Source organism: Streptomyces cyslabdanicus, from assembly GCF_052663305.1.
On the sequence record NZ_JBQRUW010000024.1, the window covers coordinates 94159 to 120619 of the forward strand.

Genomic DNA, 26461 nt, shown 5'->3' on the forward strand with positions numbered 1-26461 from the left:
AACTTATGTAGTCCGTCTGAGACTACCTCCATCCTCGGCCGCAATGCAGTCGGGTGCGGGGTGATCTGGGTCGCTGCGGGTCCGCTTGAGGGCCGTCCGGGGGGTGCCGGAGGGCCGCCCGGGGATCCAGTCGCGCGCCGATCGTGTTATTCGCACCTGATCGCCCCATATACCCCTAATTTAAGAACCGTGCTCTACGGGATCGCCACCGCCATCACCGCTCTCCTCCTCGCCGCCCTGCTCTCGGCGCTGCTCCGGGTGCTCGCGCTTCGGCTGGGCCTCGTCGACCGCAGGAGGCGGGCACGCCCCTTGCCCCTGCTCGGCGGCCTGGCCGTGGTGCTCAGCACCTGCCTGGTCGCCGCGGCCGGCGGCTGGACGGGTACCGCCCCGCTGGGCGACGGAGTGGGCAGACTGCTCGTCGCGGGCGCCGCGGTCGCCGTGCTCGGGACCGCCGCGGACGTGTGGCGGCTGAAGACACCGTTCCTGCTCGTCGGTACGGCTCTCGCGGCGGCCTGCGTGGTGCCGTACGACGAGACCGGGCCGGTGGCCGGGGTGGCCGCCGTCGCCTGGATCACCTGTGTGGCCGCCGCCTTCCGGGGGCTCGACCACGCGGACGGCCTCGCGGGCACGGTGGGCGTGCTCACCGCGTTCGGGGTGGGCGTGTGTGCGGCGGCCGAGGTGATGGACGACCTCGCCGTGCTGCTGAGCGTGCTGGCCGCCGCCCTCACCGGTTTCCTGATGCACAACTGGCACCCGGCGCGGATCGCGTTCGGGTCCGGAGGCGCGCTGTTCACCGGCTTCGTGCTGGCCTGCGCGGCCCTCCTCACCCGCACCGGGTACGACACGGTCTCCACCGTGGCGGTGCTGTTCGCGCTCACCGCCACCGCGAGCGCCGACGCCGTGCTGGTCCTGGTGTCGCGCAGGCTGGCCGGACGCCCCCTGCTGCGCCGCGGTCCCGACCACCTCGCGCACCGGCTGCGTCGGCTCGGGCCGACGCAGCCGGGCGCGACCGTCCTGCTCGGCGCCGGCACCTTCGCCGCGGTCCTGGTCGGGGTGCTGGTGCACACGGGCCTGGCCCGGCCGACGGCCGTGCTGTGGGTGGCCGGGGCGGCCCTGGTGATCGTCCTCGGGCTGTTGCGGGTGCCGGCGTACGCTCCGCGGCGCCCGACCGAACCCAACGGTGTCCGCACGCAGGCCCGGCTTCCCGGCACCCGGGGGCAGACCCGAGTGCCCGGCACCCGCGGGCGGCCCGAGGAGCGCACCGCCCGGGGTCCTTCCGCCGCCGGTGGCGCCACGCGTGCGCGTGCTGAGGCGTTCGGCACCGGGGCACCGCCACGCGCGCGCGGCGACGCGTCCGGTGCCCGGTCGCGCACCGAGCCCTTCCGGGTCCTCCGCGCCCCGAGGCAGTCCGGCACGGCCCCCGGAGCCCCGCGCGGCAGGGTCCCGTACGACGCGGAATCCGGCGGCGGAACCGGCGAATCCGGCCTCCAGGCCCCTCGCCGTCACCTCGAATATCCGCCTCCTCCGCCCAGGCAATCCACGTCACCGCAGGTCAGAGCGCCCTTGCGTATAAGAGATGGATAAGACTTGAGTCGGAGTGGCTCAGGTCTGTTGACCCGACGGAGAGCCTCGGGCACACTTGAGTCCGTTCCACTCAAGTCAGCTGGAGGATTCACCATGGCACGTGCGGTCGGCATCGACCTGGGCACGACTAACTCCGTCGTCAGCGTTCTCGAAGGCGGCGAGCCCACCGTCATCACCAACGCCGAGGGCGCCAGGACCACGCCGTCCGTCGTCGCCTTCGCCAAGAACGGCGAGGTGCTGGTCGGTGAGGTGGCCAAGCGTCAGGCCGTCACCAACGTCGACAGGACCATCCGGTCGGTCAAGCGCCACATGGGCACCGACTGGAGGATCAACCTCGACGGCAAGGACTTCAACCCGCAGCAGATCAGCGCCTTCGTGCTGCAGAAGCTGAAGCGGGACGCGGAGGCCTACCTCGGCGAGAAGGTCACGGACGCGGTCATCACCGTCCCGGCGTACTTCAACGACGCCGAGCGCCAGGCCACCAAGGAAGCCGGCGAGATCGCCGGTCTGAACGTGCTGCGCATCGTCAACGAGCCGACGGCCGCCGCCCTGGCGTACGGCCTCGACAAGGACGAGCAGATGATCCTCGTCTTCGACCTCGGTGGCGGTACGTTCGACGTCTCGCTGCTGGAGATCGGCGACGGCGTGGTCGAGGTGAAGGCCACCAACGGCGACAACCACCTCGGTGGCGACGACTGGGACCAGCGTGTCGTCGACTACCTGGTCAAGCAGTTCCACTCCGGTCACGGCGTGGACCTGTCCAAGGACAAGATGGCCCTCCAGCGTCTGCGTGAGGCGGCGGAGAAGGCCAAGATCGAGCTGTCCTCGTCCACCGAGACCTCGATCAACCTGCCCTACATCACCGCGTCCGCCGAGGGCCCGCTGCACCTGGACGAGAAGCTCACCCGCGCCCAGTTCCAGCAGCTGACGGCCGACCTGCTGGAGCGCTGCAAGACGCCGTTCCACAACGTCATCAAGGACGCCGGCGTCTCCGTCAGCGACATCGACCACGTCGTGCTCGTCGGTGGTTCCACCCGTATGCCCGCGGTCGCCGAGCTCGTCAAGGAGCTGACCGGCGGCAAGGAGGCCAACAAGGGCGTGAACCCGGACGAGGTCGTCGCCATCGGCGCCTCGCTCCAGGCCGGTGTCCTCAAGGGCGAGGTCAAGGACGTCCTGCTGCTCGACGTCACCCCGCTGTCCCTCGGCATCGAGACCAAGGGCGGCATCATGACCAAGCTGATCGAGCGCAACACCACGATCCCGACCAAGCGCTCCGAGATCTTCACCACGGCCGAGGACAACCAGCCGTCGGTGCAGATCCAGGTCTACCAGGGCGAGCGCGAGATCGCCGCGTACAACAAGAAGCTCGGCATGTTCGAGCTGACCGGTCTGCCGCCGGCGCCGCGCGGCGTCCCGCAGATCGAGGTGTCCTTCGACATCGACGCCAACGGCATCATGCACGTCACGGCGAAGGACCTCGGCACCGGCAAGGAGCAGAAGATGACCGTCACCGGCGGCTCCTCGCTCCCGAAGGACGAGGTCGACCGCATGCGCGAGGAGGCCGAGCGCTACGCGGAGGAGGACCACAAGCGTCGCGAGGCCGCCGAGACCCGCAACCAGGGCGAGCAGCTCGTCTACCAGACCGAGAAGTTCCTCAAGGACAACGAGGACAAGGTCCCCGGCGAGATCAAGACCGAGGTGGAGTCCGCCGTCGCCGAGCTGAAGGAGACGCTCAAGGGCGAGGACACCACCGAGATCCGCACCGCCACGGAGAAGGTCGCCGCCGTCTCCCAGAAGCTCGGCCAGGCCATGTACGCCGACGCCCAGGCCGCGCAGGCCGCGGGCGGTGCCGGTGACGCCGGTGCGGGCCAGGCCAAGGCCGACGACGACGTCGTGGACGCCGAGATCGTCGACGACGAGCGCAAGGACGGTGCGGCGTGACGGAGGAGACCCCCGGCTTCGAGGAGCACCAGCCGCAGCCTCCGCCGCAGTCCGACGCCGCCTCCGGCACCACCCCCGACGACGCCGCGGAGGCCGCCGCCCAGGACAAGGGCGGGGCCCCGGCCGGTGAGCCGGACCAGTCGGCCGCGCTGACGGCCCAGCTGGACCAGGTGCGCACGGCGCTCGGCGAGCGCACGGCGGACCTGCAACGGCTCCAGGCCGAGTACCAGAACTACCGGCGCCGGGTCGAGCGGGACCGGATCGCGGTACGGGAGGTCGCCGTGGCGAACATCCTGTCCGAGCTCCTGCCCGTGCTCGACGACATCGGCCGCGCGCGGGACCACAGCGAACTGGTGGGCGGTTTCAAGTCCGTCGCCGAGTCGCTGGAGACCGTGGTGTCCAAGCTCGGACTCCAGCAGTTCGGGAAGGAGGGCGAGTCCTTCGACCCGACGATCCACGAGGCCCTGATGCACTCCTACGCACCGGACGTCACCGAGACGACGTGCGTGGCGATTCTTCAGCCCGGGTATCGGATCGGCGAGCGCACCATCCGCCCCGCGCGGGTGGCGGTGGCCGAGCCCCAGCCCGGCGCGCAGACGGTCAAGCCGGCCGAGGAGTCCGGCACGGCCCCGGCAGCCGAGCAGGGCGAGGACAAGGAGAACGGTGGCCCGGAGGAGGGCTGACGTAATAACGGACGACGCACGAGAGGAGGGACGTCGGGGATGAGCACCAAGGACTTCATCGAGAAGGACTTCTACAAGGTCCTCGGCGTCCCCAAGGACGCCACCGAGGCCGAGATCAAGAAGGCGTACCGGAAGCTCGCCCGCGAGTTCCACCCGGACGCCAACAAGGGCAATGCCAAGGCCGAGGAGCGCTTCAAGGAGATCTCCGAGGCGAACGACGTGCTCGGCGACGCCAAGAAGCGCAAGGAGTACGACGAGGCCCGCGCCCTGTTCGGCAACGGCGGCTTCCGCCCCGGACCGGGCGCCGGCGGCGGCAACTTCAACTTCGACCTGGGCGACCTCTTCGGAGGGGGCGCCCAGGGCGGCGGGGGGAGCGGCGGCTTCGGCGGCGGCATCGGTGACGTCTTCGGGGGCCTGTTCAACCGGGGCGGCACGGGCACCACGCGTGCCCAGCCCCGGCGCGGCCAGGACATCGAGTCCGAGGTCACGCTGAGCTTCACGGAGGCCATCGAGGGCGCGACGGTGCCGCTGCGCATGTCGAGCCAGCAGCCGTGCAAGGCCTGTTCCGGCACCGGCGACAAGAACGGCACACCGCGGGTGTGCCCGACCTGCGTCGGCACCGGCCAGGTGGCACGCGGCTCGGGCGGCGGGTTCTCGCTGACGGACCCGTGCCCGGACTGCAAGGGCCGCGGGCTCATCGCGGAGAACCCCTGCGAGGTGTGCACGGGCTCCGGACGGGCCAAGTCGTCCCGGACGATGCAGGTCCGCATCCCGGCCGGGGTCAGCGACGGCCAGCGCATCCGGCTGCGTGGCAAGGGGGCCCCGGGCGAGCGCGGCGGACCCGCGGGCGACCTGTACGTGGTGGTGCACGTCGGGGAGCACCCGGTCTTCGGCCGCCGGGGCGACAACCTCACCGTCACCGTGCCGGTCACGTTCACCGAGGCGGCCCTCGGCGGCGAGATCCGCGTGCCCACCCTGGGCGGTCCCTCGGTGACGCTGAAGCTGCCCCCGGGCACGCCGAACGGCCGTACGATGCGGGCGCGCGGCAAGGGCGCGGTCCGCAAGGACGGCAGCCGCGGCGACCTGCTGGTCACCGTGGAGGTGAGTGTCCCCAAGGACCTGTCGGGGAAGGCTCGTGACGCGCTTCAGGCGTATCGCGAGGCCACCGCGGGCGAGGATCCGCGGGCCGAGCTGTTCGAGGCCGCGAAGGGAGCATGAGGGAGATGGACGGCCGCCGCCGCAACCCGTACGAACTGACGGAAGACACACCGGTGTACGTCATCTCGGTGGCCGCCCAGCTGTCCGGACTGCACCCGCAGACCCTCCGTCAGTACGACCGGCTGGGTCTGGTGTCCCCCGACCGCACCGCCGGCCGTGGGCGCCGCTACTCGGCCCGCGACATCGAACTGCTCCGCCAGGTGCAGCAGTTGTCGCAGGACGAGGGCATCAACCTGGCCGGCATCAAGCGCATCATCGAACTGGAGAACCAGGTCACGGCGCTCCAGTCCCGGGTCGCGGAACTCCAGGCGGCGCTGGACGGCGCGGCGGCGGCGATGCGGCAGCGCGAGGCCGCGGTGCACGCCTCCTACCGCCGGGATCTGGTCCCCTACCAGGAGGTCCAGCAGACCAGCGCGCTGGTGGTGTGGCGGCCCAAGCGCCAGCAACCGGAGTAGCACCGTCCCGCACTCGAGGGGCCCGGAGGCCGCAAGCCTCCGGGCCCCTTCGCGTCTTCCCGGCCCGTCCGGGGTGGCGATCCGCTCCGGTCTCAAGGGTCCGACCGGGCGGGACGAGAGGTCCTGCGCCGGATCGGCGCTCTGCTCGGCTCCCTTGCCTCTCGCGACTTGAAGGCGCGCTGCGCGGCGGGGCTGGACCACGACAGTGAGCAGTGGGCATGGCGGAAGCGGGCGTTGACAGGGGAATCGTCGTCGCGGGGCCTCCTGGGAGGCCGGGCGGGGGCTTTCTGCAGGCCGATGGCGAGTCGGGGAAGTTGTGCGGGGAGCAGGACCCCGAGGAGCAGGGCAAGGGGCCCCGGGGCCTGCCGGACGGCCCTACGGCTTGGCCCCGTCCGCGAGGGACGCGATGCGCCGGAGTTCCGCAAGGTGCCCGGCCAGTGCCTCCTGGCCCGCGTCGGTCAGGGCGAGCCAGGTGTGGGTGCGGGAGTTCATCGGGACCTTGCGCACGGTCGCGTAGCCGGCCGCCTGCAACACCTTGACCTGCTTGCTCAGGACGGAGTCGCTCACTCCGAGGGCATCGCGGACCACCGAGAACTCCAGGGAGTCGACCGCCGCGAGCATGGCGCAGATCCGCAGCCGGTGTGCCGGATGGATCACCTCGTCGAGTCCGGACATGGTCACATCCGCCGCAGCAGATCGCGGCGCAGCGCGTCGTCGTTGCGCCGGGTGACGTACACGGTGAGGGCCAGGGCCAGCAGACCGGCCACCGACATGGCGCCCGGCAGCCCCGCGGCCAGCTTCAGGCTCAGGCCGAGGCCGCCGAGGGCGATGAGCGCCAGCAGGTACAGGCCGTTGAGCCCGCGCGTGCCCGGAGCGGACACCGAGCGGTTGACGGAGACGCCGCGGGAGCGGGCGACGCTCAGGGTGAGCATCGTCGGGAGGACGATCCCCCCGACGATGACGCCCGAGGGCACCATGCTGCCGCCCATGTCGATCGAGGCGAAGACGATGCCCACGCCGAGGCCCAGCCCGGCGTGGTACCACCAGGGCGCGGTGGCGCGGTCGGCGAGGGTGGCGCGTGCGGAGGCCGCGCTGTCGAGGGCCGCGCGTGCGGCGGCAGGATCGTCCGAGATACTTGCCATGATGGAAAGTCTAGCTCGACTTTCCATCATGGCAAGTGCCGGTCTGTGTGGTACCCGAGTCGGCTCATCCGGATCGTCTCCACGCCCTCGAGCCTCTCCATGGCTGGCGCCTTTGTCGGCGCCGACTCCTGTTCGGGTCGGCAGGTGTGGGTCCGTCAGGTCGCCTGCCTCTTCGTACGACCGCTGAACTTCCCTCTGGTGAAGGGTCCGCAAAGGGCGTTTGAGGGTGATTCCGCAAGGGTTCGCAGGGTCTTCACAGCCGCAGCGGAGCGTGGTGTTGCCATCTCGTTAAGTGGTTCCGCTTGACGCCGGTGGTCGCCTCCGCGTTGGCTTTTCAGTCACCTGGGTTGCAATGCTGCGCCCTCGTCCGGAAGGCACCAGAAGTGAGCACCTCGATGCGTCGTATCGCCATAGCCGTGGCCGCGTCCACGCTGACCTTCTCGCTCGCCGCCTGCGGGGCGCTCGGCGGGTCGGGGAGCGGCGCCGACGCGAGCCCCACCAAGGGCGACGACCTGACGGTGGGCCTGCTGCTGCCGGAGACGGCCAACACCCGGTACGAGAAGTTCGACTACCCCATCATCAAGGAGAAGGTCGCCGAGCTGACCCGGAACAAGGGCAAGGTCGAGTACTCCAACGCGGACGCGGACGCGGGCCGGCAGGCCGGCCAGATGCAGCGGATGATCGACGACAAGGTCGACGTCATCCTGCTCGACGCCGTCGACTCGCACGCCATCGCCGACGTGGTGCAGAAGGCCAAGGACGCGGGCATCCCGGTCATCGCCTACGACCGGCTCTCCGAGGGCCCGATCGACGCGTACATCTCCTTCGACAACGAGCTGGTGGGCGAGGTACAGGGCCGCTCCCTGATCGACGCGCTGGGTTCCGACGTGACCACCTCCGACCAGATCGTCATGATCAACGGATCGCCCACCGACCCGAACGCCAAGCAGTTCAAGGAGGGCGCGCTCTCCCAGCTCAGCGGGAAGGTCACGATCGCCAAGTCCTACGACACCAAGGACTGGAAGCCGGAGAACGCCCAGGCGAACATGGCCGAGGCGCTCGCCGCGCTCGGCAAGGACGACATCGCTGCCGTCTACTCCGCCAACGACGGCATGGCGGGCGGCGTCATCAAGGCCTTCAAGGCTGCGGGCTTCACCCACCTGCCGGCCATCACCGGCCAGGACGCCGAACTCGACGCCGTGCAGCGGATCGTCACCGGCGAGCAGTACATGAGCGTGTACAAGTCCTACCCGACGGAGGCCGAGACCGCCGCCCAGATGGCGGTCGCCAAGGTCCAGGGCAAGGACATCCAGTTCGACTCCCTCACCCGGGACCGGATCAGCAGCCCCACCCACAAGAACATTCCCGCGCAGTTGGTCTCCGTGGTCGCCCTGACGAAGAAGAACATCCAGGACACGGTCATCGACGACGGCATCTACAAGGTGTCCGACATCTGCACCGCGACGTACAAGGCGGCCTGTGACTCGATCGGCCTGAAGTAACGTCCTTACAGGCGGGGCGCGGTCGGGTTCGACAGCGGACTTCGCAGCCGACTTCGCCGCGCTGCGATCCGTCCGGTGGAGGCTGGTGCACACCGGTCGAAACCGCTGGTTCTCGGGGGTCGCGCCGGAAGGAGCCGTGTTGCACAGCCGGTCCGCTCCGCGCATAGTTGCGCTGCGGAAGACGCGGAAACCGGGGGTGTGATGGGGCATGACCGGGCACGGGACGGAGGAGCATCCACACGGTGCCGACCGACTGTGCGAGGCCGGGGAGCACGTGTATTCCCGGGCCGTACGGCAGGGCCGGGTGCCGCGCCGGCTCGCCGAGCCGGTGCCCTGCCTGCTTGAACTCGCCCTGCTGCACCCGGACCCCGACGACATGGACTTCCTGGTGCCGACCGCGCCGCAGGAGGTCATGACCCGGCTGCTGCGCGGGATGTACGCCGAGGTGAGTGAGAGCCACCGGCGGGTGGGCTCGGTGGTGTCCGCCGTCGAGCGGTACGCCGGGCTCGGCCGGCAGGTGCGGGTGCCCTCGGCGGCCGTGGAGGGCACGGCGATCCGGGTGCTGGACGGACTGTCCCGCATCCAGGCGGCGATGGACGAGGCGACCGAGGCGTGCACCGCCGAGGTGCTGACCGTCCAGCCGGGCGGCATCCGCCGCGAGCACGAGTTGTCCGAGGGGCTGCACCGGGCGCTGGCGCTGCGCGGGCGCGGGGTGCGGATGCGGGACCTGTACACGCATGTGGCCCGGCACGGCCAGGGGCTGCTCAACTACCTGGAGCTGATGGGCGACGCGGTCGAGGCGCGCACACTGGACGAGGTGATCGACCGGCTGATCCTCTTCGACCGCACGGTCGCCTTCGTACCCGCCAACGCCGACTGCACGATGGCGCTGGAGCTGCGTCATCCCGCGCTGGTGGAGTACCTGGGGACGGTCTTCGAGCGGCTGTGGCGGCTGGCGATCCCGCTGACCGCGCCGCTGCCCGACACGGGCATCGAGGGCATCTCCCACCGTGAGCGGTCCATCGCGGCGCTGCTGGCCGAGGGCCACCAGGACGCGGTGATCGCCGAGCGGCTGGGCATCAGCGTCCGCACCTGCAGGGCGCACATCGCCCGGCTGTCGGAGACGCTGGGCGCGGCCAGCCGCACGCAGCTGGGTGTGCGGATCGCCCAGGCAGGGCTGGACGGACCGCCGAGCACCGTGGGCGTGGGGCCGTTCACGGTTCCGGGTCAAGAATTCCCGACTGCCCGATGAGGTAGCCCAACTGGGCCCGGCTGCCGCTGCCGAGGGTGGCGGCGAGCTTGGCGATGTGCTCGCGGGCGGTGCGCACGTTCATGCCGAGGCGTTCGGCGATGACGGCGTCGGTGTGGCCTTCGACGAGGAGTCCGGCGATGGCGCGCTGGCGGGGGGTGACGCGGCCTGCGGACGGCTGTGGGACGGCCAGTGGATACATGGGGGTGGCAAGCCGCCACAGCCGGTCGAAGGTGGTGGCGAAGTACCCCACGAGCGCCGGGTGGCGCACTTCGAGCGCGAGGGTGCCGTCGCCATTGGCGGGGATGAAGGCAACCCGGAGGTCGACGATGATGAGGCGGTCGGTGACCTCGTCGAGGGTGCGGACCTCGACGTCGCCGGTCAGCTTCTCGTGATAGCCGGCCACCGAGGGCACATGACGCAGAGTGTGCTGATACAGGGTGCGGATGCGGCCACCTCGGTCCAGCAGCTCCTGGTCGCGCACCAGCGCCACGGCCCGGGCCTCTTCGACGCGTCGTCCGAGGAGGCCCGAGTGCGGTTGCACGCACAGGATCTCCTGGCTCGCCTCGGCCATGGTCTCGGTGATGGCCTGGTTGATCCGGCGAGTACCGCTGAGGAGTCTGAGAGCCGACGAGCGCGGCCCCACGGTACGCGGTCCCTCGACGCGCATCAGCGTCTCGAACGTCTCGGTCAGCCGCTCCTCGCGCCGTCGCTCCTCGGCGATGCGCTCGGCGGAGCCCCGGAGGAGCCGGTGCAGGGCGGCGGCGGGTGGCACGGGTTCGAGCCGGCTCGCGTCGGCGACCGAGGGGTACAGCAGTCCGAAGTCGACCAAGCAGGGTGCGACGGCGGCCTCCTGGGCGGCCACCTGCCCCTGGCGCAGGGCTCGTTCGTACAGCGCCGTGCCCGGTGAGCACAGGTCCTCCGGCTGGTGGTCCGGATGCGGTGCCGACGTCACGCCGTTCGTCCCCTTGCCGTCAGTGGTCCTGGTCCAGAATTCCCGACTGGGCTATGAGATACCCGAGTTGGGCTCGGCTGCCACTGCCCAGGGCCGTGGCCAGCTTGGCTATGTGGGCACGGCAGGTGCGCACGTTCATGCCCAGGCGACGCGCGATGGCCTCGTCGACGTGGCCTTCGACGAGAAGCTTGGCGATGGAGTGCTGGATCTCCGTGATGCCGTCAGAGGCGGTTTCGTAGGGGGCGCCGGTGCGCAGAGGGACCGAGCGGTCCCACAAGAACTCGAAGAGCTTGGTGAGGTAGCGCACGAGGCCGGGATGACGTAGCTCCAGCGCGACCTGCTGGTCGTCCCGGGACGGGATGAACGCCACGGTCTCGTCGCAGATGATCAAACGCTCGACCAGCTCGTCGATGGTGCGGTACTCGGCCTTACTTACGGGCAACTGTGCGACATAGGCCAGTTTTTCAGGGCTGTAGCGCGCGGTGTGCTGATAGAGGGTGCGGATCCGTACACCGCGTTCGATCAGCAGTCGGTCGCGGTCCAGCCCCTGCAGGAGACTGTGTTCCGGGCGGTTGCCGCTCGGCTGGATTGTGAGCATCTCGGACTGGCACTGGGTCGCGGCCAGGTTGAGCGCCGCGTTGATCCGCTCTCCGCCCTCCAGGACCGTGATGGCGTCGGTGCTCACCGATGTCTGGGTACTGAGGGCCATGAACGGCTCGAACGCGTCCGAGAGACGGACCGACAACCGTCGGCGGTCCGCGATCTCCTGCTCTATGGGGTTGAGTCGCTGGGCCAGGGCGACGGCCGGCGACACGGGGCGCAGCCAGTCGGCGTCGTCCGGATCGGGGCGCAGGAGACTGAATTCCATCAGGCAAGGGGCGGATTCGGCATCGGCACGGGTGAGGCGTCCCACGCGCAGAGCATGCGCATAGAGACGGCCGCCTTCCTCGCACATCTCGGTCATCGGGTGGGAATGCGCCACCTCTGCCCGATTCGTTGTCAAATCTCCACCCCCCAGGGTCCTGAACATGCAGGAACATGATGCATCGATTGTGTGGCCATGACGTGCCTGAATGAGCCATCGTCGTATCCGACGGGGGAAGAGGGGACCTTCAAGTGAGGACGAAGCCGACTATGAGTAAGAAAATGCTTCGCTCGGTGCTTGTGGCAGCCTTCTCCACCGTTGTGGCACTCGGTGCGCTGAGTGGCCTGACGGGTGTGAAGGGTAATGCTCAAGCGGACAGCGCTTGGCCGGCAGTGGTCGTGTCCAAGGGGCTCGCTGGACCGTCACAAGGCTCTGGGAGCTGATGTGACCACTCCACCCGACGACCGTTCCTTCCGCCGCGAGATGGCCACCGCCTACCGCTCCGGTTGGCACTTCATCGACCTGGTCACCGCCCTCCCCCACAGCGGTGACTCGCTGATGGTGACCGTCTTCGGTGAGCCGGTCGTCGTCACGCGGGACGAGGACGGTGACGTACGGGCGTACCGGTGTCTGCGGCGGCCTCGGGGGGCGCCGCAGCCCGTACGGTGTGCCGTCCGCTACGGAATGATCTTCGTGAACCTGGACCAGAGGGACCACCGGCAGGTGGTCGCGGAACCCTCGGTCCTCAGAACCATCACTGCCACCCCCCGCAGTGCCTGACGCGATTCCCCCGTCGTAACAGATCGCTCAGGTGCTTCCCCCCGCAGCGGCGTCACCGTGACCTGAACACGGTGACGCCGCTGTCGTTTTCCCGGAATCTCCGGGTATCGGCGGATTCGATCACTGGCCGAAAAAGGCCACCGCCGCTCAGTCGTGTCCCGGCGCCCGGGGCGACCCGATTCCGATCATCACGCGGGACGGGTCGCCCCGGGCGCCGCCGTGTGTGCCGCCTTCGCGCCGGCCCCGACCTCCTCGATCCCCTCCGCGGGAAAGCTCCCGGTCCCACCTTGAGTGGAATAGACTCAAGTTTGTGTACGCTGATGCAGTCAGCACTGGGAGATGTGGGCTGAGAGCGCTCGTCAAGGAGGAGAGAAGCGACCGTGGACGCCGAGCTGACCAACAGGAGCCGTGACGCGATCAACGCGGCCGGAAACCGGGCCGTACGGGAGGGGCACGCCGACCTGACCCCCGCCCACCTGCTCCTCGCCCTGCTCGAGGGGCAGGAGAACGAGAACATCGTCGACCTGCTGTCGGCCGTCGACGCCGACCAGGCCTCCGTCCGCTCCGGCGCCGAGCGCGTGCTCGCCTCGCTGCCCAGCGTGACCGGGTCCACGGTCGCGCCGCCGCAGCCCAACCGCGAGCTGCTCGCCGTGATCGCGGACGCGCAGAGCAGGGCGGCCGACCTCGGGGACGAGTACCTGTCCACCGAGCACCTGCTCATCGGCATCGCCGCGAAGGGCGGCGCGGCCGGCGAGGTGCTGTCCGGGCAGGGCGCCACCGCCAGGAAGCTTCAGGACGCCTTCTCGAAGGCGAGGGGAGGACGCCGGGTGACCACACCCGACCCCGAGGGCCAGTACAAGGCCCTGGAGAAGTTCGGTACGGACCTCACCGCCGCGGCGCGCGAGGGCCGCCTCGACCCGGTGATCGGCCGGGACCAGGAGATCCGCCGCGTGGTGCAGGTGCTGTCGCGCCGCACCAAGAACAACCCGGTGCTCATCGGTGAGCCCGGCGTCGGCAAGACCGCCGTCGTCGAGGGGCTCGCCCAGCGGATCGTCAAGGGCGACGTGCCCGAGTCGCTGAAGGACAAGCGGCTGGTGGCGCTGGACCTCGGGGCGATGGTCGCGGGCGCGAAGTACCGCGGCGAGTTCGAGGAGCGGCTCAAGACCGTCCTGGCGGAGATCAAGGAGTCCGACGGCCGGATCATCACCTTCATCGACGAGCTGCACACCGTCGTCGGCACGGGCGCCGGCGGCGACTCCGCGATGGACGCCGGCAACATGCTCAAGCCCATGCTGGCCCGCGGCGAGCTGCGCATGGTCGGCGCCACGACGCTCGACGAGTACCGGGAGCGGATCGAGAAGGACCCGGCGCTGGAGCGGCGCTTCCAGCAGGTGCTGGTCGCCGAGCCCAGCGTGGAGGACTCCATCGCGATCCTGCGCGGGCTCAAGGGCCGCTACGAGGCCCACCACAAGGTGCAGATCAACGACTCCGCGCTGGTGGCCGCCGCGACCCTGTCCGACCGGTACATCACCTCACGCTTCCTGCCCGACAAGGCGATCGACCTCGTCGACGAGGCCGCCTCCCGGCTGCGCATGGAGATCGACTCCTCCCCGGTGGAGATCGACGAACTCCAGCGCGGCGTCGACCGGTTGCGTATGGAGGAGCTGGCGCTCGACAAGGAGACCGACGCCGCCTCGCGGGAGCGGCTGGAGAAACTGCGCCGCGACCTCGCCGACAAGGAGGAGGAGCTGCGCGGCCTGACCGCCCGCTGGGAGAAGGAGAAGCAGGCCCTCAACCGGGTCGGTGAGCTGAAGGAGCGCCTGGACGACCTGCGCGGCCAGGCCGAACGCGCCCAGCGCGACGGCGACTTCGACACTGCCTCCAAGCTGCTGTACGGGGAGATCCCCGACCTGGAGAAGGAGTTGGAGGCCGCCTCGCAGGCCGAGGAGGAGGCCGCCAAGGACACCATGGTCAAGGAGGAGGTCGGCCCCGACGACATCGCCGACGTGGTCGCCTCCTGGACCGGGATCCCGGCCGGCCGACTGCTGGAGGGCGAGACGCAGAAGCTGCTGCGCATGGAGGAGGAGATCGGAAGGCGGCTCATCGGCCAGGCCGAGGCCGTGCGGGCCGTCTCCGACGCCGTGCGCCGCAGCCGGGCCGGCATCGCGGACCCGGACCGGCCCACGGGCTCGTTCCTCTTCCTCGGCCCGACCGGCGTCGGCAAGACCGAACTCGCCAAGGCGCTCGCCGACTTCCTCTTCGACGACGAGCGGGCCATGGTCCGCATCGACATGTCGGAGTACGGCGAGAAGCACAGCGTGGCCCGGCTGGTCGGCGCCCCGCCCGGCTACGTCGGCTACGAGGAGGGCGGCCAGCTCACCGAGGCGGTGCGCCGCCGCCCGTACAGCGTGGTGCTGCTCGACGAGGTGGAGAAGGCCCACCCGGAGGTCTTCGACATCCTGTTGCAGGTGCTGGACGACGGCCGCCTCACCGACGGTCAGGGCCGCACCGTCGACTTCCGCAACGCCATCCTGGTGCTGACCTCGAACCTGGGCAGCCAGTACCTGGTCGACCCGCTGACGAGCGAGGAGGAGAAGAAGGAGCAGGTCCTGGAGACGGTCCGCACCTCCTTCAAGCCGGAGTTCCTCAACCGCCTGGACGACCTGGTGGTCTTCTCCGCCCTGTCCAAGGAGGAGCTGAGCCGGATCGCCGGGCTCCAGATCGACCGGCTCGCCCGCCGTCTGTCGGAGCGCCGCCTGACCCTGGACATCACCCCCGACGCCCTGGCCTGGCTCGCCGAGGAGGGCATGGACCCGGCCTACGGCGCCCGCCCGCTGCGCCGTCTGGTCCAGACCGCCATCGGCGACCGCCTCGCCAAGGAGATCCTCTCCGGCGAGATCAAGGACGGCGACACGGTCCGCGTCGACCGCTTCGGCGAGGGCCTGCTGGTGGGCCCGGCGACCGGCAAGACGCTGTAGCCCCCGGCGCGGTCCGCCACCACGGTGGGTGGCGGACCGCGTCGCACCGTGAACGCCGTGAACGCCGGGGCCGTGTCCGGGCCGGGACGGGGTTCCCCGTGGGTCCTCCGTTCAGTGGGTACTCGGAGGCGGACAGCACGATGCCCGCGAAGGCGACGAGGAAGGGCAGTGCCTTCGTCCCGCCCCGTGTCCGCGTCATGACCCCCACCTCCGTTTGCCGGACGTCCACCTGACGGCCGGATCGTGTCAGCCCAGGGCTGACAGGCTCCCGGAGGGCTTGCCACCCCCCTCCCCGCATGAGGGAGGATGGCGAGATCCGTACGAAGGGAAAAACACGGTGAGCATCGACCCGTCCTCGATTCCGAACTTCGGGGGCAAGCCAGAGCCGCAGCCCCAGGGACCGGCGGGCCCCGTCGTCCCGGATCAGGACCTCGTGAAGCAGCTCCTGGACCAGATGGAGCTCAAGTACGTCGTCGACGACGAGGGCGACCTCGCGGCGCCGTGGGAGCAGTTCCGTACGTACTTCATGTTCCGCGGCGAGGCCGACCAGCAGGTCTTCTCGGTGCGGACGTTCTACGACCGGCCCCACAAGATCGACGAGAAGCCGCAACTGCTGGAGTCCATCGACGACTGGAACCGGCGCACCCTGTGGCCCAAGGTGTACAGCCACACCCACGACGACGGCACCGTCCGCCTCATCGGCGAGGCGCAGATGCTGATCGGCATGGGCGTGAGCCTGGAGCACTTCGTCTCCTCGACGGTCAGCTGGGTGCGGGCCGCCATCGAGTTCGACCGGTGGCTCGTCGAGCAGCTCGGCCTCGAACAGGACATCAACGAGACGGACAAGCCCGTCGAGCAGGACGTCGACGAGGCGGACAAGCCCGAGGACGACGAGAAGTAGTCTCCCGGCCGTCACGCACAGAAGCGAGAGCCCGGCCCGGGACGCGAGCCGACCATGGCCGCGTACCCGGGACCGGGCTCTTCGCCGTAGCGGCGCGCGTACCCCGGCTCACAGGCTCCGCAGGCGGGACACGGCCTCGCGCAGGACGTCCGTCCGTTTGCAGAAGGCGAAACGGACCTGGGTGCGGCCCGCCTCCCGGTCGTCGTAGAAGACGGCGTTGGGAATGGCGACCACGCCGCAGCGTTCGGGCAGGGTACGGCAGAAGGCGATGCCGTCCTTCTCGCCGAGCCGGGCGATGTCGGTGGTGACGAAGTACGTGCCCCGGGGGCGGAAGACCTCGAAGCCCGCCTCGGCCAGTCCGGTGGCGAGCAGGTCGCGCTTGGCGCGCAGGTCCTCGCGGAAACCGGTGAAGTGGCTGTCGGGGAGGGCGAGCGCCTCGGCGACCGCGTACTGGAACGGTCCGGCGCTCACGTAGGTCAGGAACTGCTTGGCCGAGCGGACCGCCGTGACCAGGGGAGCGGCGGCGGTGACCCAGCCGACCTTCCAGCCCGTGAACGAGAACGTCTTGCCCGCTGACGAGATGGTGACCGTGCGCTCGCGCATACCCGGGAACGTGGCGAGCGGGATGTGCTCGGCGTCGTCGTACACCAGGTGCTCGTACACCTCGTCCGTCACCACGAGCAGGTCGTGTGCGACGGCGAGCCGCGCGATCTCGGCCAGTTCGGCGCGGGTGAGGACGGTGCCGGTCGGGTTGTGCGGGGTGTTCAGGAGCAGCAGCCGGGTCCGCGGGGTCACCGCGTCGCGCAGCTCGTCCAGGTCGAGCCGGAACGCACCCTCCTCGTGGTCCGGCCGGAGCGTCACCGGCACCCGCTTCCCGCCCGCCATCGCGATGCAGGCGGCGTAGGAGTCGTAGTACGGCTCCAGGGCGATCACCTCGTCGCCGGGCTCGAGCAGCGCCAGCAGCGTGGCCGCGATCGCCTCGGTGGCGCCCGCGGTGACGAGCACCTCGGTGTCCGGGTCGTAGGAGAGCCCGTACCGCCGCAGCTGGTGCTCCGCGACCGCCGTGCGCAGTTCGGGGATGCCGGGACCTGGCGGGTACTGGTTGCCCCGCCCGTCGCGCAACGCGCGCACGGCCGCCTCCCTGATCTCCTCGGGGCCGTCGGTGTCGGGGAAGCCCTGCCCCAGGTTGATCGACCCGGTCCGCACGGCGAGCGCGGACATCTCGGCGAAGATCGTCGTCCCGAACTCGGCGAGCCGGCGGTTGAGGAGCGGGCGTGCGCTGGAGGTCATGCCGGCCATCCTCCGTCCAAGCTCTGGACTTCCTCAAGTGTGCTTTGGCCGGTCCTGCGGCCGGGCATCTCCCGGGCACGCTGCGAGGCGCCCGCGGGGGGCCGCTTCGGCGGAACGCCCCGGGAACGTACGGCGGGCGTCCGGGGGAACGGCCCCGGGCGCCCCGGCCGGGGGTCCTGGGGATCGGAGGGAGGGGGCGCCATGGTTCTGGGCATCGTCCTGGCGTTGATCGCGGTGCTGTGCGTGGCCGCCGTGGCGGTCGGGCGCGGCAGGGCCCGCCGCGTCCGGCTCGTGAAGTCGTCGCGGGGCCGGCGCACGGGGTCGGTCGGCGGGGGAAGCGCGAGCGGCGGCGTCGGCTGGTGGGCCGGGTCGGACGGCGGCGGCGGTGGCTGCTCGTCCGACAGTGGCCATCACTCGGGAGGGGGTCACTCGGGAGGGGGACATTCCGGGGGGTCGCACTCGTGTGGGGGTCACTCCTGCGGGGGGCATTCCTCGTGCGGCGGAGGGTCGTCGTGCGGGGGCGGATGCGGCGGAGGCAGCTGACACGGGGCAGCCGAGCTCCGCGGGGGAACCGCATCCGGGCCGGCGCCCGCCGGGGGAAGTCTCCGGCGGGTGCACCGGCCCCCGTCGCGCACGCCCTGGCACCCGCCATGGTTGAACAGTTGAGCTGTGAGGCCCTCTGAGGGATGGAAACCGCACGAAGTTGGGTAAAAACCCTGTGGCGGAACCGCTGTTCATGATTGCCTCTACCGACGCAGCCCCTCGGATGTCCAGCACCCCCCTCCCGAGCTGGGCTGACCGGGCCGTCGTCCCCGTGTCCACCGGGGCGTGCCGGCCCGTTCCTCTCCTTTCTTTTTCTTTGCGTGCTAGCGGAGCCGATCCATGCTCACGACCCTGAACACCTCCTACACCGACACGAGCGCGGCCGACCTCGCCTGGGCCCTGGGACGCGAGCCGCTGCCCGCGCTGGCCACCCTGGACCTCGAACTGACCGGGACAAAACTCCAGTTGAGACTCCTCGGCGCGTCCCACCAGGTGCTCCTGGAGGAGGAGCGGGGAAGCTGTTCGGAGACCGTGGCGTGCATCCCGGGCTCCAGCACACCGCTGCCGCTCGGCGTCGCCAAGCGGGCCGACGACTGGGAGTACGAGTTCGCCGCCCGCGTCGAGTTCCTGACGCCGGGGTCGTTCACCGGTCGCGCCCAGGAGCTGCTGGCCCTCGTCTCCGAGCATCCGCACGGTCTGGCGGGTGTCTTCCCGGGCAGCCCGAACGCGTTCACCGCGATGCTGGCGCAGTGGCGCGACGGCCAGGTGCACTGGCGGACCTGGCACGCCTACCCGCAGGACGGCCAGTTGGTGGCCACCCGGACCAGGGTGGGGGTGCGCCGTTCCGCGCCGGCCGGAGCGAGGTGAGCGCGGGTAAACACGCGCGGCGCGACGACATCCCTTTCCACACATGTGGGTGACGAAGCGTCCCACTTCTGTGACGTAACGTCACGGGTGTGATCGAATCGCACGCCCCGGCCCCGCCCGGCGCGGCGCCGCCCTTCAACGGCCCCGCGCGACTGCCCGTCCGGCCGGGAACCGGCCGGTTCCTCGTCCTCGCGGGTGTCTTCGTCTGCGCGGCCTGCGGACTCGTGTACGAGCTCGAACTCGTGGCGCTGGCCTCGTACCTGATCGGCGACTCGGTCACCCAGGCGTCGATCGTGCTGTCCGTCATGGTGTTCGCGATGGGCATCGGCTCGCTCGCCGCGAAGCGGCTGCGCCGGCACGCCGCCGTCGCCTTCGGCGCGATCGAGGCGGCGCTCGCGCTGGTGGGCGGGTGCAGCGCCATGGCGCTGTACGCGGTGTTCGCCTGGACCGGCGGCTGGGGCGGCGTGTGGGCGAACGGTCCGCGCTGCCTGCTGGTCGGCTTCTCCCTGGCCATCGGCCTGCTGATCGGCGCGGAGGTGCCGCTGCTGATGGAGCTGATCCAGCGGATCCGCCGCCAGGACGCGGGCGGTGCGGTCGCCGACCTGTTCGCGGCGGACTACGTGGGCGCGCTCGTCGGCGGACTCGCGTTCCCGTTCCTCCTGCTGCCGCTGCTGGGGCAGTTGACCGGAGCGCTGGTGACCGGCGCCGTCAACGCCGTGGCGGGCGGCGTCCTCGTGCTCGGCCTGTTCCCGCGGGACCTGACCCCACGCGGCCGCTGGCTGCTGCTCGTCGCCAACGTCGCCGTGCTCGGTCTGCTCGCCTCCCTCACCGCCCTGGTCGGCGACTTCGAACGGGCCGCGCGGCAGGCGATGTACGGCGCGGACGTCCGGGTGGCGCTGCGGACCGGCGAGCAGGAGGTCGTCCTCACCGGCGGCACCCGGGGCCGTCCGCCGCGCCTGTTCCTCGACGGGCGGCTGCGGGGCGGCGGCCGCGACGAGCGCCGCTACCACGAGGCGCTGGTCCACCCCGCGATGAGCGGGCCGCACGCGCGGGTGCTGATCCTCGGCGGCGGCGACGGCCTCGCCGCACGCGAGGTGCTGCGGCACCCCGGCGTCGAGCGGGTGGACGTCGTCGAGCGCGACCCGGCGCTCGTCCGGCTGGCGCGCGGTGACCCGGTACTGGCCGGACTGGGCGAGCACGCCTTCGACGACCGGCGCGTGCACGTGAGCACCGCCGACGCCTTCGACTGGCTGCGTGGGGCGCCGCCGGCGGCGTACGACGTGGTGATCGGTGACCTGCCCGATCCGGGCATCACGGCGAGCGCGAAGCTGTACACGCAGGAGTTCTACGGCCTGGCCCGGCGGGCCCTGGCACCCGGCGGCCGGCTGGTGGTGCACGCCGGACCGGTCGCCTCGCGGCCCCGGGAGTTCTGGACGGTGGAGGCCACGGTCAGGGCCGCCGGACTGCGCACCCTGCCGTACCGCGTGGACGGCCGCGACTCCGGCTCCGCCGCCGGGCCCGACCGCACGGCCGGTGCCTCGCACGCCTCCCGTGACCGGGGCGGTGACCGGGGTGACTGGGGCTTCGTCCTGGCCAGCCGCATGCCACCCGCCCTCCGCCTGGACCCGCGGGCCCCCGCCCCGCGTACGCTCACGCCGGAGTCGCTCGCGGCGGCCGCCCGCGCCGCGTCCCCTACCCGCGTCCCCGGCCTTCCGCCGTCGACGCTGGTCCACCCCCGGTAGACGGGCTGATCCGGGTCCGCCGCCAGTGTGTGCGGTACGTGGGGGCAGCGCGCGGATCGTGGTGGTCCGTGCCGTCCTGCGTGCCGTCCTGCTCGCTGGGAGCCACCCGGCGGCAAGGCCGAGCCCGGGGATGTCCCACGGGGACGGGTTGTGGCCGAGGGGAGGGTAATCGGGGGCGGCACTGGGTACCCTCGGCTGACATGGAGCACGAGGTGTTCGTTCCGGTTCCGGCTCGGCGGCTGCGAAGGGCGCTCGCCGATCCGGCGCGGGTTGCCCGGGCGGTTCCCGGGCTCCAGCAGGACGCGGGTGGCGGGCCCGTCAGCGGTCGGCTCAAGGTGCGGATCGGCAGCCACTCCATCACCTACCGCGGCACCCTGCGCGTCCGTGCGCTCGACGACGGCTCCTACGCCGTCGAGGGCGACGGGGCCGAGTCCCGAGGCACCGGTTCGGTGAAACTCACGCTCACGCTCCGCCTCCGCGACACCGACGGTGGCTCCACCCTCACCTTCGACGGCACCGCTCGTGCTGAGGGCCGCGTCACCGAGCTGTCCCCGGACGCCGTCCACACCGCCACGATCCGTCTCCTGAACCGCTTCGCGGAAAACCTGTCCACCCAGCCGCCCGCCCCCGAACCGGAGGCCCCCGAACCGGAGGCTGCAGACGCGGAGGCCCCTGAAGTGGAGGTGGCCGAACCGGAGGCCGCCGAAAAGTCGCAGTCCGGTGAAGCCGAGGCGCCTGGGGCCGATGGGGTCGTGGGGCTGGCCGAGGAGGCGACCGAGGACTTCGCCCCGTTGGCGAGTGGGGACTTCGAGGCCGCTCCGGACGCGGACGACGCGCCGGCGCCGCCGGTCGGGGACGAGGGCGAGGCGCACCCGGCCGGGCCGGGCGGGCGCGGTTCCGTCTTCGACGCCGAGGTGCCGCCCTCCTCCCTCGACCCGCTGGCCGACGAGGAGGACGAGGACGACGAGCCCCCCGTCTCCGAGGACTTCGCCGAGACCGCCGAGCCGCCCGCCGAGGCGGCGCACGCGCGGCGGACGATGATCGGGCGCAGCGCCGAGGAGGTCGACCACGCCCCGCCCCGAGGCCGTTACGCCCCCGTCCCCGCGCCGCTGACCGTCTCCGCCGGGTCCACCCTCCGTTGGGCGGTGCCCGCGGCGGCGTTGGTCGTGGCGTCGGTGATCGTCGCGGGCCGGGCTCTGAGGCGTCGCCGCTGAGCACCGCCCCTGTGGCGGCCCGCCGCCCCGGTACCCCGGTGGCGGCCCGGCTCCGGTCCTTCCCGCCCGGCGCTCGGCCCGGCTCCGTACCCTTCCCTGTTCGTCGCCTCCGCTCGGCCCGGCTCCGTACCGTTCCCTGTTCGTCGCCTCCGCTCGGCCCGGCTCCGTGCTTCTCCCTGTTCGTCGCCTCCGCTCGGCCCGGCTCCGTGCTTCTCCCTGCTCGCCCCCTCCGCTCGGCCCGCCCCTTGCCCGCGTTCGCGCCCCCGCTCGACCGCGACGCCGAACGTCTTCCTGATCGGCCAAGTAGCCTCGTGGGGTGAGGAACGAAGACATCACGCTGACCGCGGGTGACGCGGAAGCGGTCGTGCAGCCGGGCAACGGCGGGCGTATCGGCAGTCTGCGCGTCGGCGGCCTCGAACTGCTCCGCCAGGGAGAGCGTTTCGGCTGCTTCCCGATGGTCCCCTGGTGCGGCCGGATCCGCGAGGGCCGCTTCCGGGACGGTGCCGCCGTCCACCAGATGCCGCTCAACTCCCCACCGCACGCCATCCATGGCACCGCCCGCGACGGCGCCTGGCGCACCGCCCGCAGCTCCGCGGCCGAGGCGGTGATCACGTACGACCTCGTCGCCCCCTGGCCCTACCCCGGCCGTGTCACCCAGGCCGTCGCCCTGACCGAGGACGCGCTGACGCTGACCATGTCCGTGGAGACGTACGAGTCGTCCTTCCCCGCGCAGATCGGCTGGCACCCGTGGTTCAACCGCACCCTCGGGGGCGCCGGCGCCCAGGACGCCCGCGTCGACTTCCGGCCCGCCTGGCAGGAGGAGCGCGGCGACGACCACCTGCCCACCGGGCATCGCGTCGAGCCCCGGCCCGGCCCCTGGGACGACTGCTTCGGCATGCCCGGCGGCGTCGACGTCACGCTCACCTGGCCCGGGCAGCTGGAGCTGAGGGTGACCAGCCGCGAGGAATGGGTCGTCGTCTACGACGAGCAGCAGGCCGCCGTGTGCGTGGAGCCGCAGACCGGCCCGCCCGACGGTCTGAACACCCTCCCGCGCCTGGTCACCCCGCTGGAGCCGCTGGAGGCCTCGACGACCTGGACCTGGCACCGCGCTTAAGCTGGCTGTCATGAGCGACGTTCGTGGCGAGCTGCTGCAGCAGATCAAGGACAAGGCCGTGGTGCACGGCAGGGTGACGCTGTCGTCCGGCCTGGAGGCCGACTACTACATCGACCTGCGCCGCGTCACCCTCGACGGCGAGGCGGCGCCGCTGGTCGGGCAGGTGCTCCTGGACCTGACCGCCGACTTCGACTTCGACGCGGTGGGCGGCCTGACGATGGGCGCCGACCCCGTCGCGGCCTCCATGCTGCACGCCGCCGCCGCGCGCGGGCGCACACTGGACGCCTTCGTGGTCCGCAAGGCCGCCAAGGCCCACGGCATGCAACGGCGCGTGGAGGGCCCGGAGATCAAGGGCCGCCGCGTCCTGGTGGTGGAGGACACCTCCACCACGGGCGGCTCCCCGCTGACCGCCGTCGAGGCGGTGCGCGAGGCGGGCGCCGAGGTGGTCGCCGTGGCGACGATCGTCGACCGGGCCACCGGCGCGGCCGAGAAGATCAGTGAGGGCGCCGGGGTGCCGTACGTCTTCGCGTACTCGAAGGACGACCTCGGACTGGACTGAGGCGGGCCCGGGTCCGTAGCGCGTGACCCGGTCGTCCACCGGCCGGGCAGGGTGTCCGACACATCCGGCAACGTCTGCGAAGATGGGGCCGACGATGACGTCACTCCCTAGGTCAGGGCCGTAAGTACGCAGAACGCACCCCGCACATACAAGGAGCGGACAGATGCCCATCGCAACCCCCGAGGTCTACAACGAGATGCTCGACCGGGCGAAGGCAGGCAAGTTCGCCTACCCGGCCATCAACGTCACCTCCTCCCAGACCCTGAACGCGGCCCTGCGCGGCTTCGCGGAGGCGGAGAGCGACGGCATCGTCCAGATCTCCACGGGTGGTGCGGAGTTCCTGGGTGGCCAGTACAGCAAGGACATGGTCACCGGGGCCGTCGCCCTGGCCGAGTACGCGCACATCCTCGCCGAGAAGTACCCGGTCAACATCGCGCTGCACACCGACCACTGCCCGAAGGACAAGCTCGACGGGTACGTGCGTCCGCTGCTCGCGATCTCCGAGGAGCGCGTCAAGAGCGGCCGCAACCCGCTGTTCCAGTCCCACATGTGGGACGGCTCCGCGGAGACCCTCGCCGACAACCTGGCGATCGCTCAGGAACTGCTCGTCCGCACCGCTGCCGCCCGGATCATCCTCGAGGTGGAGATCACCCCGACCGGTGGCGAGGAGGACGGCGTCACCCACGAGATCAACGACAAGCTGTACACCACGGTCGAGGACGCGATCCGCACCGCCGAGGCCCTGGGCCTGGGCGACAAGGGCCGCTACCTGCTGGCCGCCTCCTTCGGCAACGTGCACGGCGTGTACAAGCCGGGCAACGTCGTGCTCCGCCCCGACCTGCTGAAGGAGCTGAACGAGGGCGTCGCGGCGAAGTACGGCCGCCCGGCCGGCAGCCAGCCGTTCGACTTCGTCTTCCACGGCGGCTCCGGCTCCACGGAGGAGGAGATCCGCACGGCGCTGGAGAACGGCGTGGTGAAGATGAACATCGACACCGACACCCAGTACGCCTTCACGCGTCCTGTGGCCGACCACATGTTCAAGAACTACGACGGCGTCCTCAAGGTCGACGGCGAGGTCGGCTCCAAGAAGACCTACGACCCGCGCACCTGGGGCAAGCTGGCCGAGGCGTCGATGGCCAAGCGCGTGGTGGAGGCCTGTGGCAACCTCCGCTCGACCGGCACGAAGATCAAGTAACTCCCGGTTCCTCGGGTTCCTTTGGTTCCTCGGGTTCCTTTGGCTCCTTCGGTTCCTCCGGTTCCTTCCGACGGGCCCGGTGCTGCGGCACCGGGCCCGTCGTGTGTCCACTGGCTCAGGGCCGGCCGGCGCGGGATGATCCCCTCATGGCTGTCACCGCACAGCACGCCCCCGTCGTGAGGATCTCCAGTCCCACCGGTCGCTGGATCCTGCTCACCACCGTGCTCGGCTCCAGCATGGCCCTGCTGGACTCGACCGTCGTCAACGTCGCCCTGCCCCGCATCGGCCGCGACCTGCACGCGAACCTCGCCGCGCTCCAGTGGACGGTCAACGCCTACCTGGTCACCCTGGCCGGCCTGATCCTCCTCGGCGGCTCACTCGGCGACCGCTACGGCCGCCGCAAGGTCTTCGTGCTCGGCGTCGTCTGGTTCGCCGCCGCCTCCCTGTGCTGCGGCCTCGCCCCGAACGCGACCGTCCTGGTCGCCGCCCGCGCCCTGCAAGGCGTCGGCGGCGCCCTTCTCACCCCCGGCTCGCTCGCCCTCATCCAGGCCTCCTTCCACCCGGACGACCGCGCAAGGGCCGTGGGCCTGTGGTCCGGCTTCGGCGGCATCGGCGCGGCCGTCGGCCCGTTCCTCGGCGGCTGGCTGGTGGCCGGGCCCGGCTGGCGCTGGGTCTTCCTGCTCAACATCCCACTGGCCCTGGTCTGCGCCCCCGTCGCCGTACGCCACGTCCCCGAGTCCAGCGACCGCACCGCCCACGGCCGCTTCGACGTGCTGGGCGCGGCCCTCGGCGCCCTGTCCCTGGCCCTGGTGACGTACGCCCTGATCGAGGCACGTGGCGGCACCTGGGTCGTCGCCCTGACCGCCGCCGCGGGCGTGCTCGCCGCCGTCGCCTTCGTGTACGTGGAGAAGCACCGCCGAGATCCGATGATGCCGCCGGACATCTTCACCTCCCGCCAGTTCACCGCCGTCAACCTGGTCACCCTGTGCGTGTACGCGGCCTTCGGCGGCTTCTTCTTCCTCACCGCCCTGCAACTCCAGGTGGTGTCCGGCTACTCACCGCTCGAGGCGGGTACCGCCCTGCTCCCGACGACCGTCCTCATGCTGCTGTTCTCGGCCCGCTCGGCCGCCCTCGCCGACCGCATCGGGCCGCGCCTGCCGCTCACCGCCGGGCCGCTGCTGTGCGCGGCGGCGCTGCTGCTGATGCTGCGGGTCGGCGCGGGGGCGGACTACCTCACGGACGTGCTGCCGGCCCTGCTGGTCATGGGCGCGGGCATGGTCACCCTGGTCGCCCCGCTCACCGCCACCGTGCTCGCCTCGGTGGACACCGCCCGCGCCGGTCTTGCCAGCGGCATCAACAACGCGGCCGCCCGCGCGGCCGGTCTGATCGCGGTGGCCGCGCTGCCGCTGCTGGCCGGGATGGGCCCGGAGGCCTACCGCTCGGCGGACGCCTTCGACGCCGCGTTCCACCGGGCCATGCCGATCTGCGCGGCGGTCCTGGTGGTGGGGGCGGTCCTCGCCTTCGCCACCGTCCGCCGCCCGGCCCGGGGCTGCCGCCGGCCCGAGTGCCGCACCCACGGCAGTGTGACGACACCGCCGCTGGAGACGGGGCGCGGGGGTGCGGCCTCCGGCACCGCACCGGCCGCGTGAGCCGTAGAACGGGCCGTTCTGCGGCGGCCGGGAGC

The 26461-nt window shown here is 71.3% G+C and carries 22 protein-coding genes; 17 read left to right on the forward strand and 5 right to left on the reverse strand.

Features of this window, described 5'->3' with window-relative positions:
• Positions 1-189 precede the first annotated feature (189 nt).
• The 5 genes from ACTYVM_RS15815 to ACTYVM_RS15835 all read left to right on the forward strand — a co-directional run bounded on the left by ACTYVM_RS15815 (position 190) and on the right by ACTYVM_RS15835 (position 5881).
• On the forward strand, positions 190-1584 hold the full coding sequence (locus ACTYVM_RS15815; RefSeq protein ID WP_445524625.1) for an MraY family glycosyltransferase: 1395 nt from the start codon (positions 190-192) through the stop codon (positions 1582-1584).
• 93 nt (positions 1585-1677) lie between these two features.
• Positions 1678-3525 carry a molecular chaperone DnaK gene (gene dnaK / locus ACTYVM_RS15820; protein ID WP_445524624.1) on the forward strand — a complete coding sequence of 616 codons (1848 nt, stop codon included), beginning with the start codon at positions 1678-1680 and terminating at the stop codon, positions 3523-3525.
• Positions 3522-4208, forward strand: a complete 687-nt coding sequence (gene grpE / locus ACTYVM_RS15825; RefSeq protein WP_445524623.1) for a nucleotide exchange factor GrpE — start codon at positions 3522-3524, stop codon at positions 4206-4208. Before dnaK ends, grpE begins: the two co-directional genes overlap by 4 nt.
• A 39-nt stretch (positions 4209-4247) precedes the next feature.
• On the forward strand, positions 4248-5426 hold the full coding sequence (gene dnaJ, locus ACTYVM_RS15830) for a molecular chaperone DnaJ (protein ID WP_445524622.1): 1179 nt from the start codon (positions 4248-4250) through the stop codon (positions 5424-5426).
• Between the two features lie 5 nt (positions 5427-5431).
• Positions 5432-5881: a heat shock protein transcriptional repressor HspR gene (locus tag ACTYVM_RS15835; RefSeq protein WP_400030807.1), complete on the forward strand. Its 450-nt coding sequence runs from the start codon at positions 5432-5434 to the stop codon at positions 5879-5881.
• Positions 5882-6256: 375 nt separating this feature from the next.
• On the opposite strand, the gene ACTYVM_RS15840 is transcribed toward ACTYVM_RS15835, so the two are convergent.
• Positions 6257-6556, reverse strand: a complete 300-nt coding sequence (locus tag ACTYVM_RS15840; RefSeq protein ID WP_400030185.1) for a transcriptional regulator — start codon at positions 6554-6556, stop codon at positions 6257-6259.
• A gap of 2 nt (positions 6557-6558) precedes the next feature.
• Positions 6559-7023: a hypothetical protein gene (locus ACTYVM_RS15845; RefSeq protein ID WP_445524621.1), complete on the reverse strand. Its 465-nt coding sequence runs from the start codon at positions 7021-7023 to the stop codon at positions 6559-6561.
• Between the two features lie 395 nt (positions 7024-7418).
• Between ACTYVM_RS15845 and ACTYVM_RS15850 the strand changes: the two genes are divergently transcribed.
• Positions 7419-8525: a sugar ABC transporter substrate-binding protein gene (locus ACTYVM_RS15850; protein ID WP_445524620.1), complete on the forward strand. Its 1107-nt coding sequence runs from the start codon at positions 7419-7421 to the stop codon at positions 8523-8525.
• A gap of 208 nt (positions 8526-8733) precedes the next feature.
• On the forward strand, positions 8734-9777 hold the full coding sequence (locus ACTYVM_RS15855; protein ID WP_445524619.1) for a helix-turn-helix transcriptional regulator: 1044 nt from the start codon (positions 8734-8736) through the stop codon (positions 9775-9777).
• Here ACTYVM_RS15855 and ACTYVM_RS15860 read toward each other — a convergent pair.
• Both ACTYVM_RS15860 and ACTYVM_RS15865 read right to left on the reverse strand, forming a co-directional pair.
• On the reverse strand, positions 9740-10729 hold the full coding sequence (locus ACTYVM_RS15860; protein WP_445524618.1) for a helix-turn-helix transcriptional regulator: 990 nt from the start codon (positions 10727-10729) through the stop codon (positions 9740-9742). The two genes, ACTYVM_RS15855 and ACTYVM_RS15860, sit on opposite strands and share 38 nt — an antisense overlap.
• 19 nt (positions 10730-10748) lie before the next feature.
• Positions 10749-11693 (reverse strand): helix-turn-helix transcriptional regulator, encoded by a 945-nt coding sequence (locus tag ACTYVM_RS15865; RefSeq protein WP_445524882.1) that lies wholly within the window; start codon positions 11691-11693, stop codon positions 10749-10751.
• A 345-nt stretch (positions 11694-12038) separates the two neighbouring features.
• On the opposite strand from ACTYVM_RS15865, the gene ACTYVM_RS15870 reads away from it, so the two are divergent.
• The 3 genes from ACTYVM_RS15870 (at position 12039) to ACTYVM_RS15880 (ending at position 16253) form a co-directional block, all read left to right on the forward strand.
• Positions 12039-12374, forward strand: coding sequence for a hypothetical protein (locus tag ACTYVM_RS15870; RefSeq protein ID WP_445524617.1), 336 nt, complete (start codon positions 12039-12041; stop codon positions 12372-12374).
• 380 nt (positions 12375-12754) lie between these two features.
• A complete protein-coding gene (clpB, locus tag ACTYVM_RS15875) occupies positions 12755-15352 on the forward strand; it encodes an ATP-dependent chaperone ClpB (RefSeq protein WP_445526495.1) in 2598 nt (865 codons plus the stop codon).
• Positions 15353-15689: 337 nt separating this feature from the next.
• Positions 15690-16253, forward strand: a complete 564-nt coding sequence (locus ACTYVM_RS15880) for a YbjN domain-containing protein (RefSeq protein WP_400030172.1) — start codon at positions 15690-15692, stop codon at positions 16251-16253.
• A gap of 108 nt (positions 16254-16361) precedes the next feature.
• Here ACTYVM_RS15880 and ACTYVM_RS15885 read toward each other — a convergent pair whose 3' ends face one another.
• Positions 16362-17552, reverse strand: a complete 1191-nt coding sequence (locus tag ACTYVM_RS15885; protein WP_400030170.1) for a pyridoxal phosphate-dependent aminotransferase — start codon at positions 17550-17552, stop codon at positions 16362-16364.
• A gap of 873 nt (positions 17553-18425) precedes the next feature.
• On the opposite strand from ACTYVM_RS15885, the gene ACTYVM_RS15890 reads away from it, so the two are divergent.
• The 7 genes from ACTYVM_RS15890 to ACTYVM_RS15920 all read left to right on the forward strand — a co-directional run bounded on the left by ACTYVM_RS15890 (position 18426) and on the right by ACTYVM_RS15920 (position 26426).
• A complete protein-coding gene (locus tag ACTYVM_RS15890) occupies positions 18426-18953 on the forward strand; it encodes a DUF2617 family protein (protein ID WP_445526496.1) in 528 nt (175 codons plus the stop codon).
• 89 nt (positions 18954-19042) lie between these two features.
• Positions 19043-20695 carry a polyamine aminopropyltransferase gene (locus ACTYVM_RS15895; RefSeq protein ID WP_445526497.1) on the forward strand — a complete coding sequence of 551 codons (1653 nt, stop codon included), beginning with the start codon at positions 19043-19045 and terminating at the stop codon, positions 20693-20695.
• A gap of 200 nt (positions 20696-20895) precedes the next feature.
• Complete coding sequence (locus tag ACTYVM_RS15900) at positions 20896-21909, forward strand: SRPBCC domain-containing protein (RefSeq protein ID WP_445526498.1); 1014 nt, start codon at positions 20896-20898, stop codon at positions 21907-21909.
• Positions 21910-22225: 316 nt separating this feature from the next.
• Entirely contained in the window at positions 22226-23023 is a 798-nt protein-coding gene (locus ACTYVM_RS15905; protein ID WP_445526499.1) for an aldose epimerase family protein, read from the forward strand.
• A gap of 10 nt (positions 23024-23033) precedes the next feature.
• Positions 23034-23582 (forward strand): orotate phosphoribosyltransferase, encoded by a 549-nt coding sequence (pyrE, locus tag ACTYVM_RS15910; protein WP_445526500.1) that lies wholly within the window; start codon positions 23034-23036, stop codon positions 23580-23582.
• A gap of 163 nt (positions 23583-23745) precedes the next feature.
• Positions 23746-24777, forward strand: coding sequence for a class II fructose-bisphosphate aldolase (gene fbaA / locus ACTYVM_RS15915; RefSeq protein WP_445526501.1), 1032 nt, complete (start codon positions 23746-23748; stop codon positions 24775-24777).
• A gap of 146 nt (positions 24778-24923) precedes the next feature.
• Positions 24924-26426, forward strand: a complete 1503-nt coding sequence (locus tag ACTYVM_RS15920; protein ID WP_445526502.1) for an MFS transporter — start codon at positions 24924-24926, stop codon at positions 26424-26426.
• The last annotated feature ends 35 nt before the right edge of the window (positions 26427-26461 follow it).

What these genes read in the sequence shown, in the direction of transcription:
- dnaK (WP_445524624.1), top strand. Translation starts at nt 1,678, where the DNA reads ATGGCACGTGCGGTCGGCATCGACCTGGGCACGACTAACTCCGTCGTC.
- dnaJ (WP_445524622.1), top strand. Translation starts at nt 4,248, where the DNA reads ATGAGCACCAAGGACTTCATCGAGAAGGACTTCTACAAGGTCCTCGGC.
- ACTYVM_RS15835 (WP_400030807.1), top strand. Translation starts at nt 5,432, where the DNA reads ATGGACGGCCGCCGCCGCAACCCGTACGAACTGACGGAAGACACACCG.
- ACTYVM_RS15840 (WP_400030185.1), bottom strand. Translation starts at nt 6,556, where the DNA reads ATGTCCGGACTCGACGAGGTGATCCATCCGGCACACCGGCTGCGGATC.
- ACTYVM_RS15845 (WP_445524621.1), bottom strand. Translation starts at nt 7,023, where the DNA reads ATGGCAAGTATCTCGGACGATCCTGCCGCCGCACGCGCGGCCCTCGAC.
- ACTYVM_RS15850 (WP_445524620.1), top strand. Translation starts at nt 7,419, where the DNA reads ATGCGTCGTATCGCCATAGCCGTGGCCGCGTCCACGCTGACCTTCTCG.
- ACTYVM_RS15855 (WP_445524619.1), top strand. Translation starts at nt 8,734, where the DNA reads ATGACCGGGCACGGGACGGAGGAGCATCCACACGGTGCCGACCGACTG.
- ACTYVM_RS15865 (WP_445524882.1), bottom strand. Translation starts at nt 11,693, where the DNA reads ATGACCGAGATGTGCGAGGAAGGCGGCCGTCTCTATGCGCATGCTCTG.
- ACTYVM_RS15885 (WP_400030170.1), bottom strand. Translation starts at nt 17,552, where the DNA reads ATGGCCGGCATGACCTCCAGCGCACGCCCGCTCCTCAACCGCCGGCTC.
- ACTYVM_RS15890 (WP_445526496.1), top strand. Translation starts at nt 18,426, where the DNA reads ATGCTCACGACCCTGAACACCTCCTACACCGACACGAGCGCGGCCGAC.
- ACTYVM_RS15900 (WP_445526498.1), top strand. Translation starts at nt 20,896, where the DNA reads ATGGAGCACGAGGTGTTCGTTCCGGTTCCGGCTCGGCGGCTGCGAAGG.
- pyrE (WP_445526500.1), top strand. Translation starts at nt 23,034, where the DNA reads ATGAGCGACGTTCGTGGCGAGCTGCTGCAGCAGATCAAGGACAAGGCC.
- fbaA (WP_445526501.1), top strand. Translation starts at nt 23,746, where the DNA reads ATGCCCATCGCAACCCCCGAGGTCTACAACGAGATGCTCGACCGGGCG.
- ACTYVM_RS15920 (WP_445526502.1), top strand. Translation starts at nt 24,924, where the DNA reads ATGGCTGTCACCGCACAGCACGCCCCCGTCGTGAGGATCTCCAGTCCC.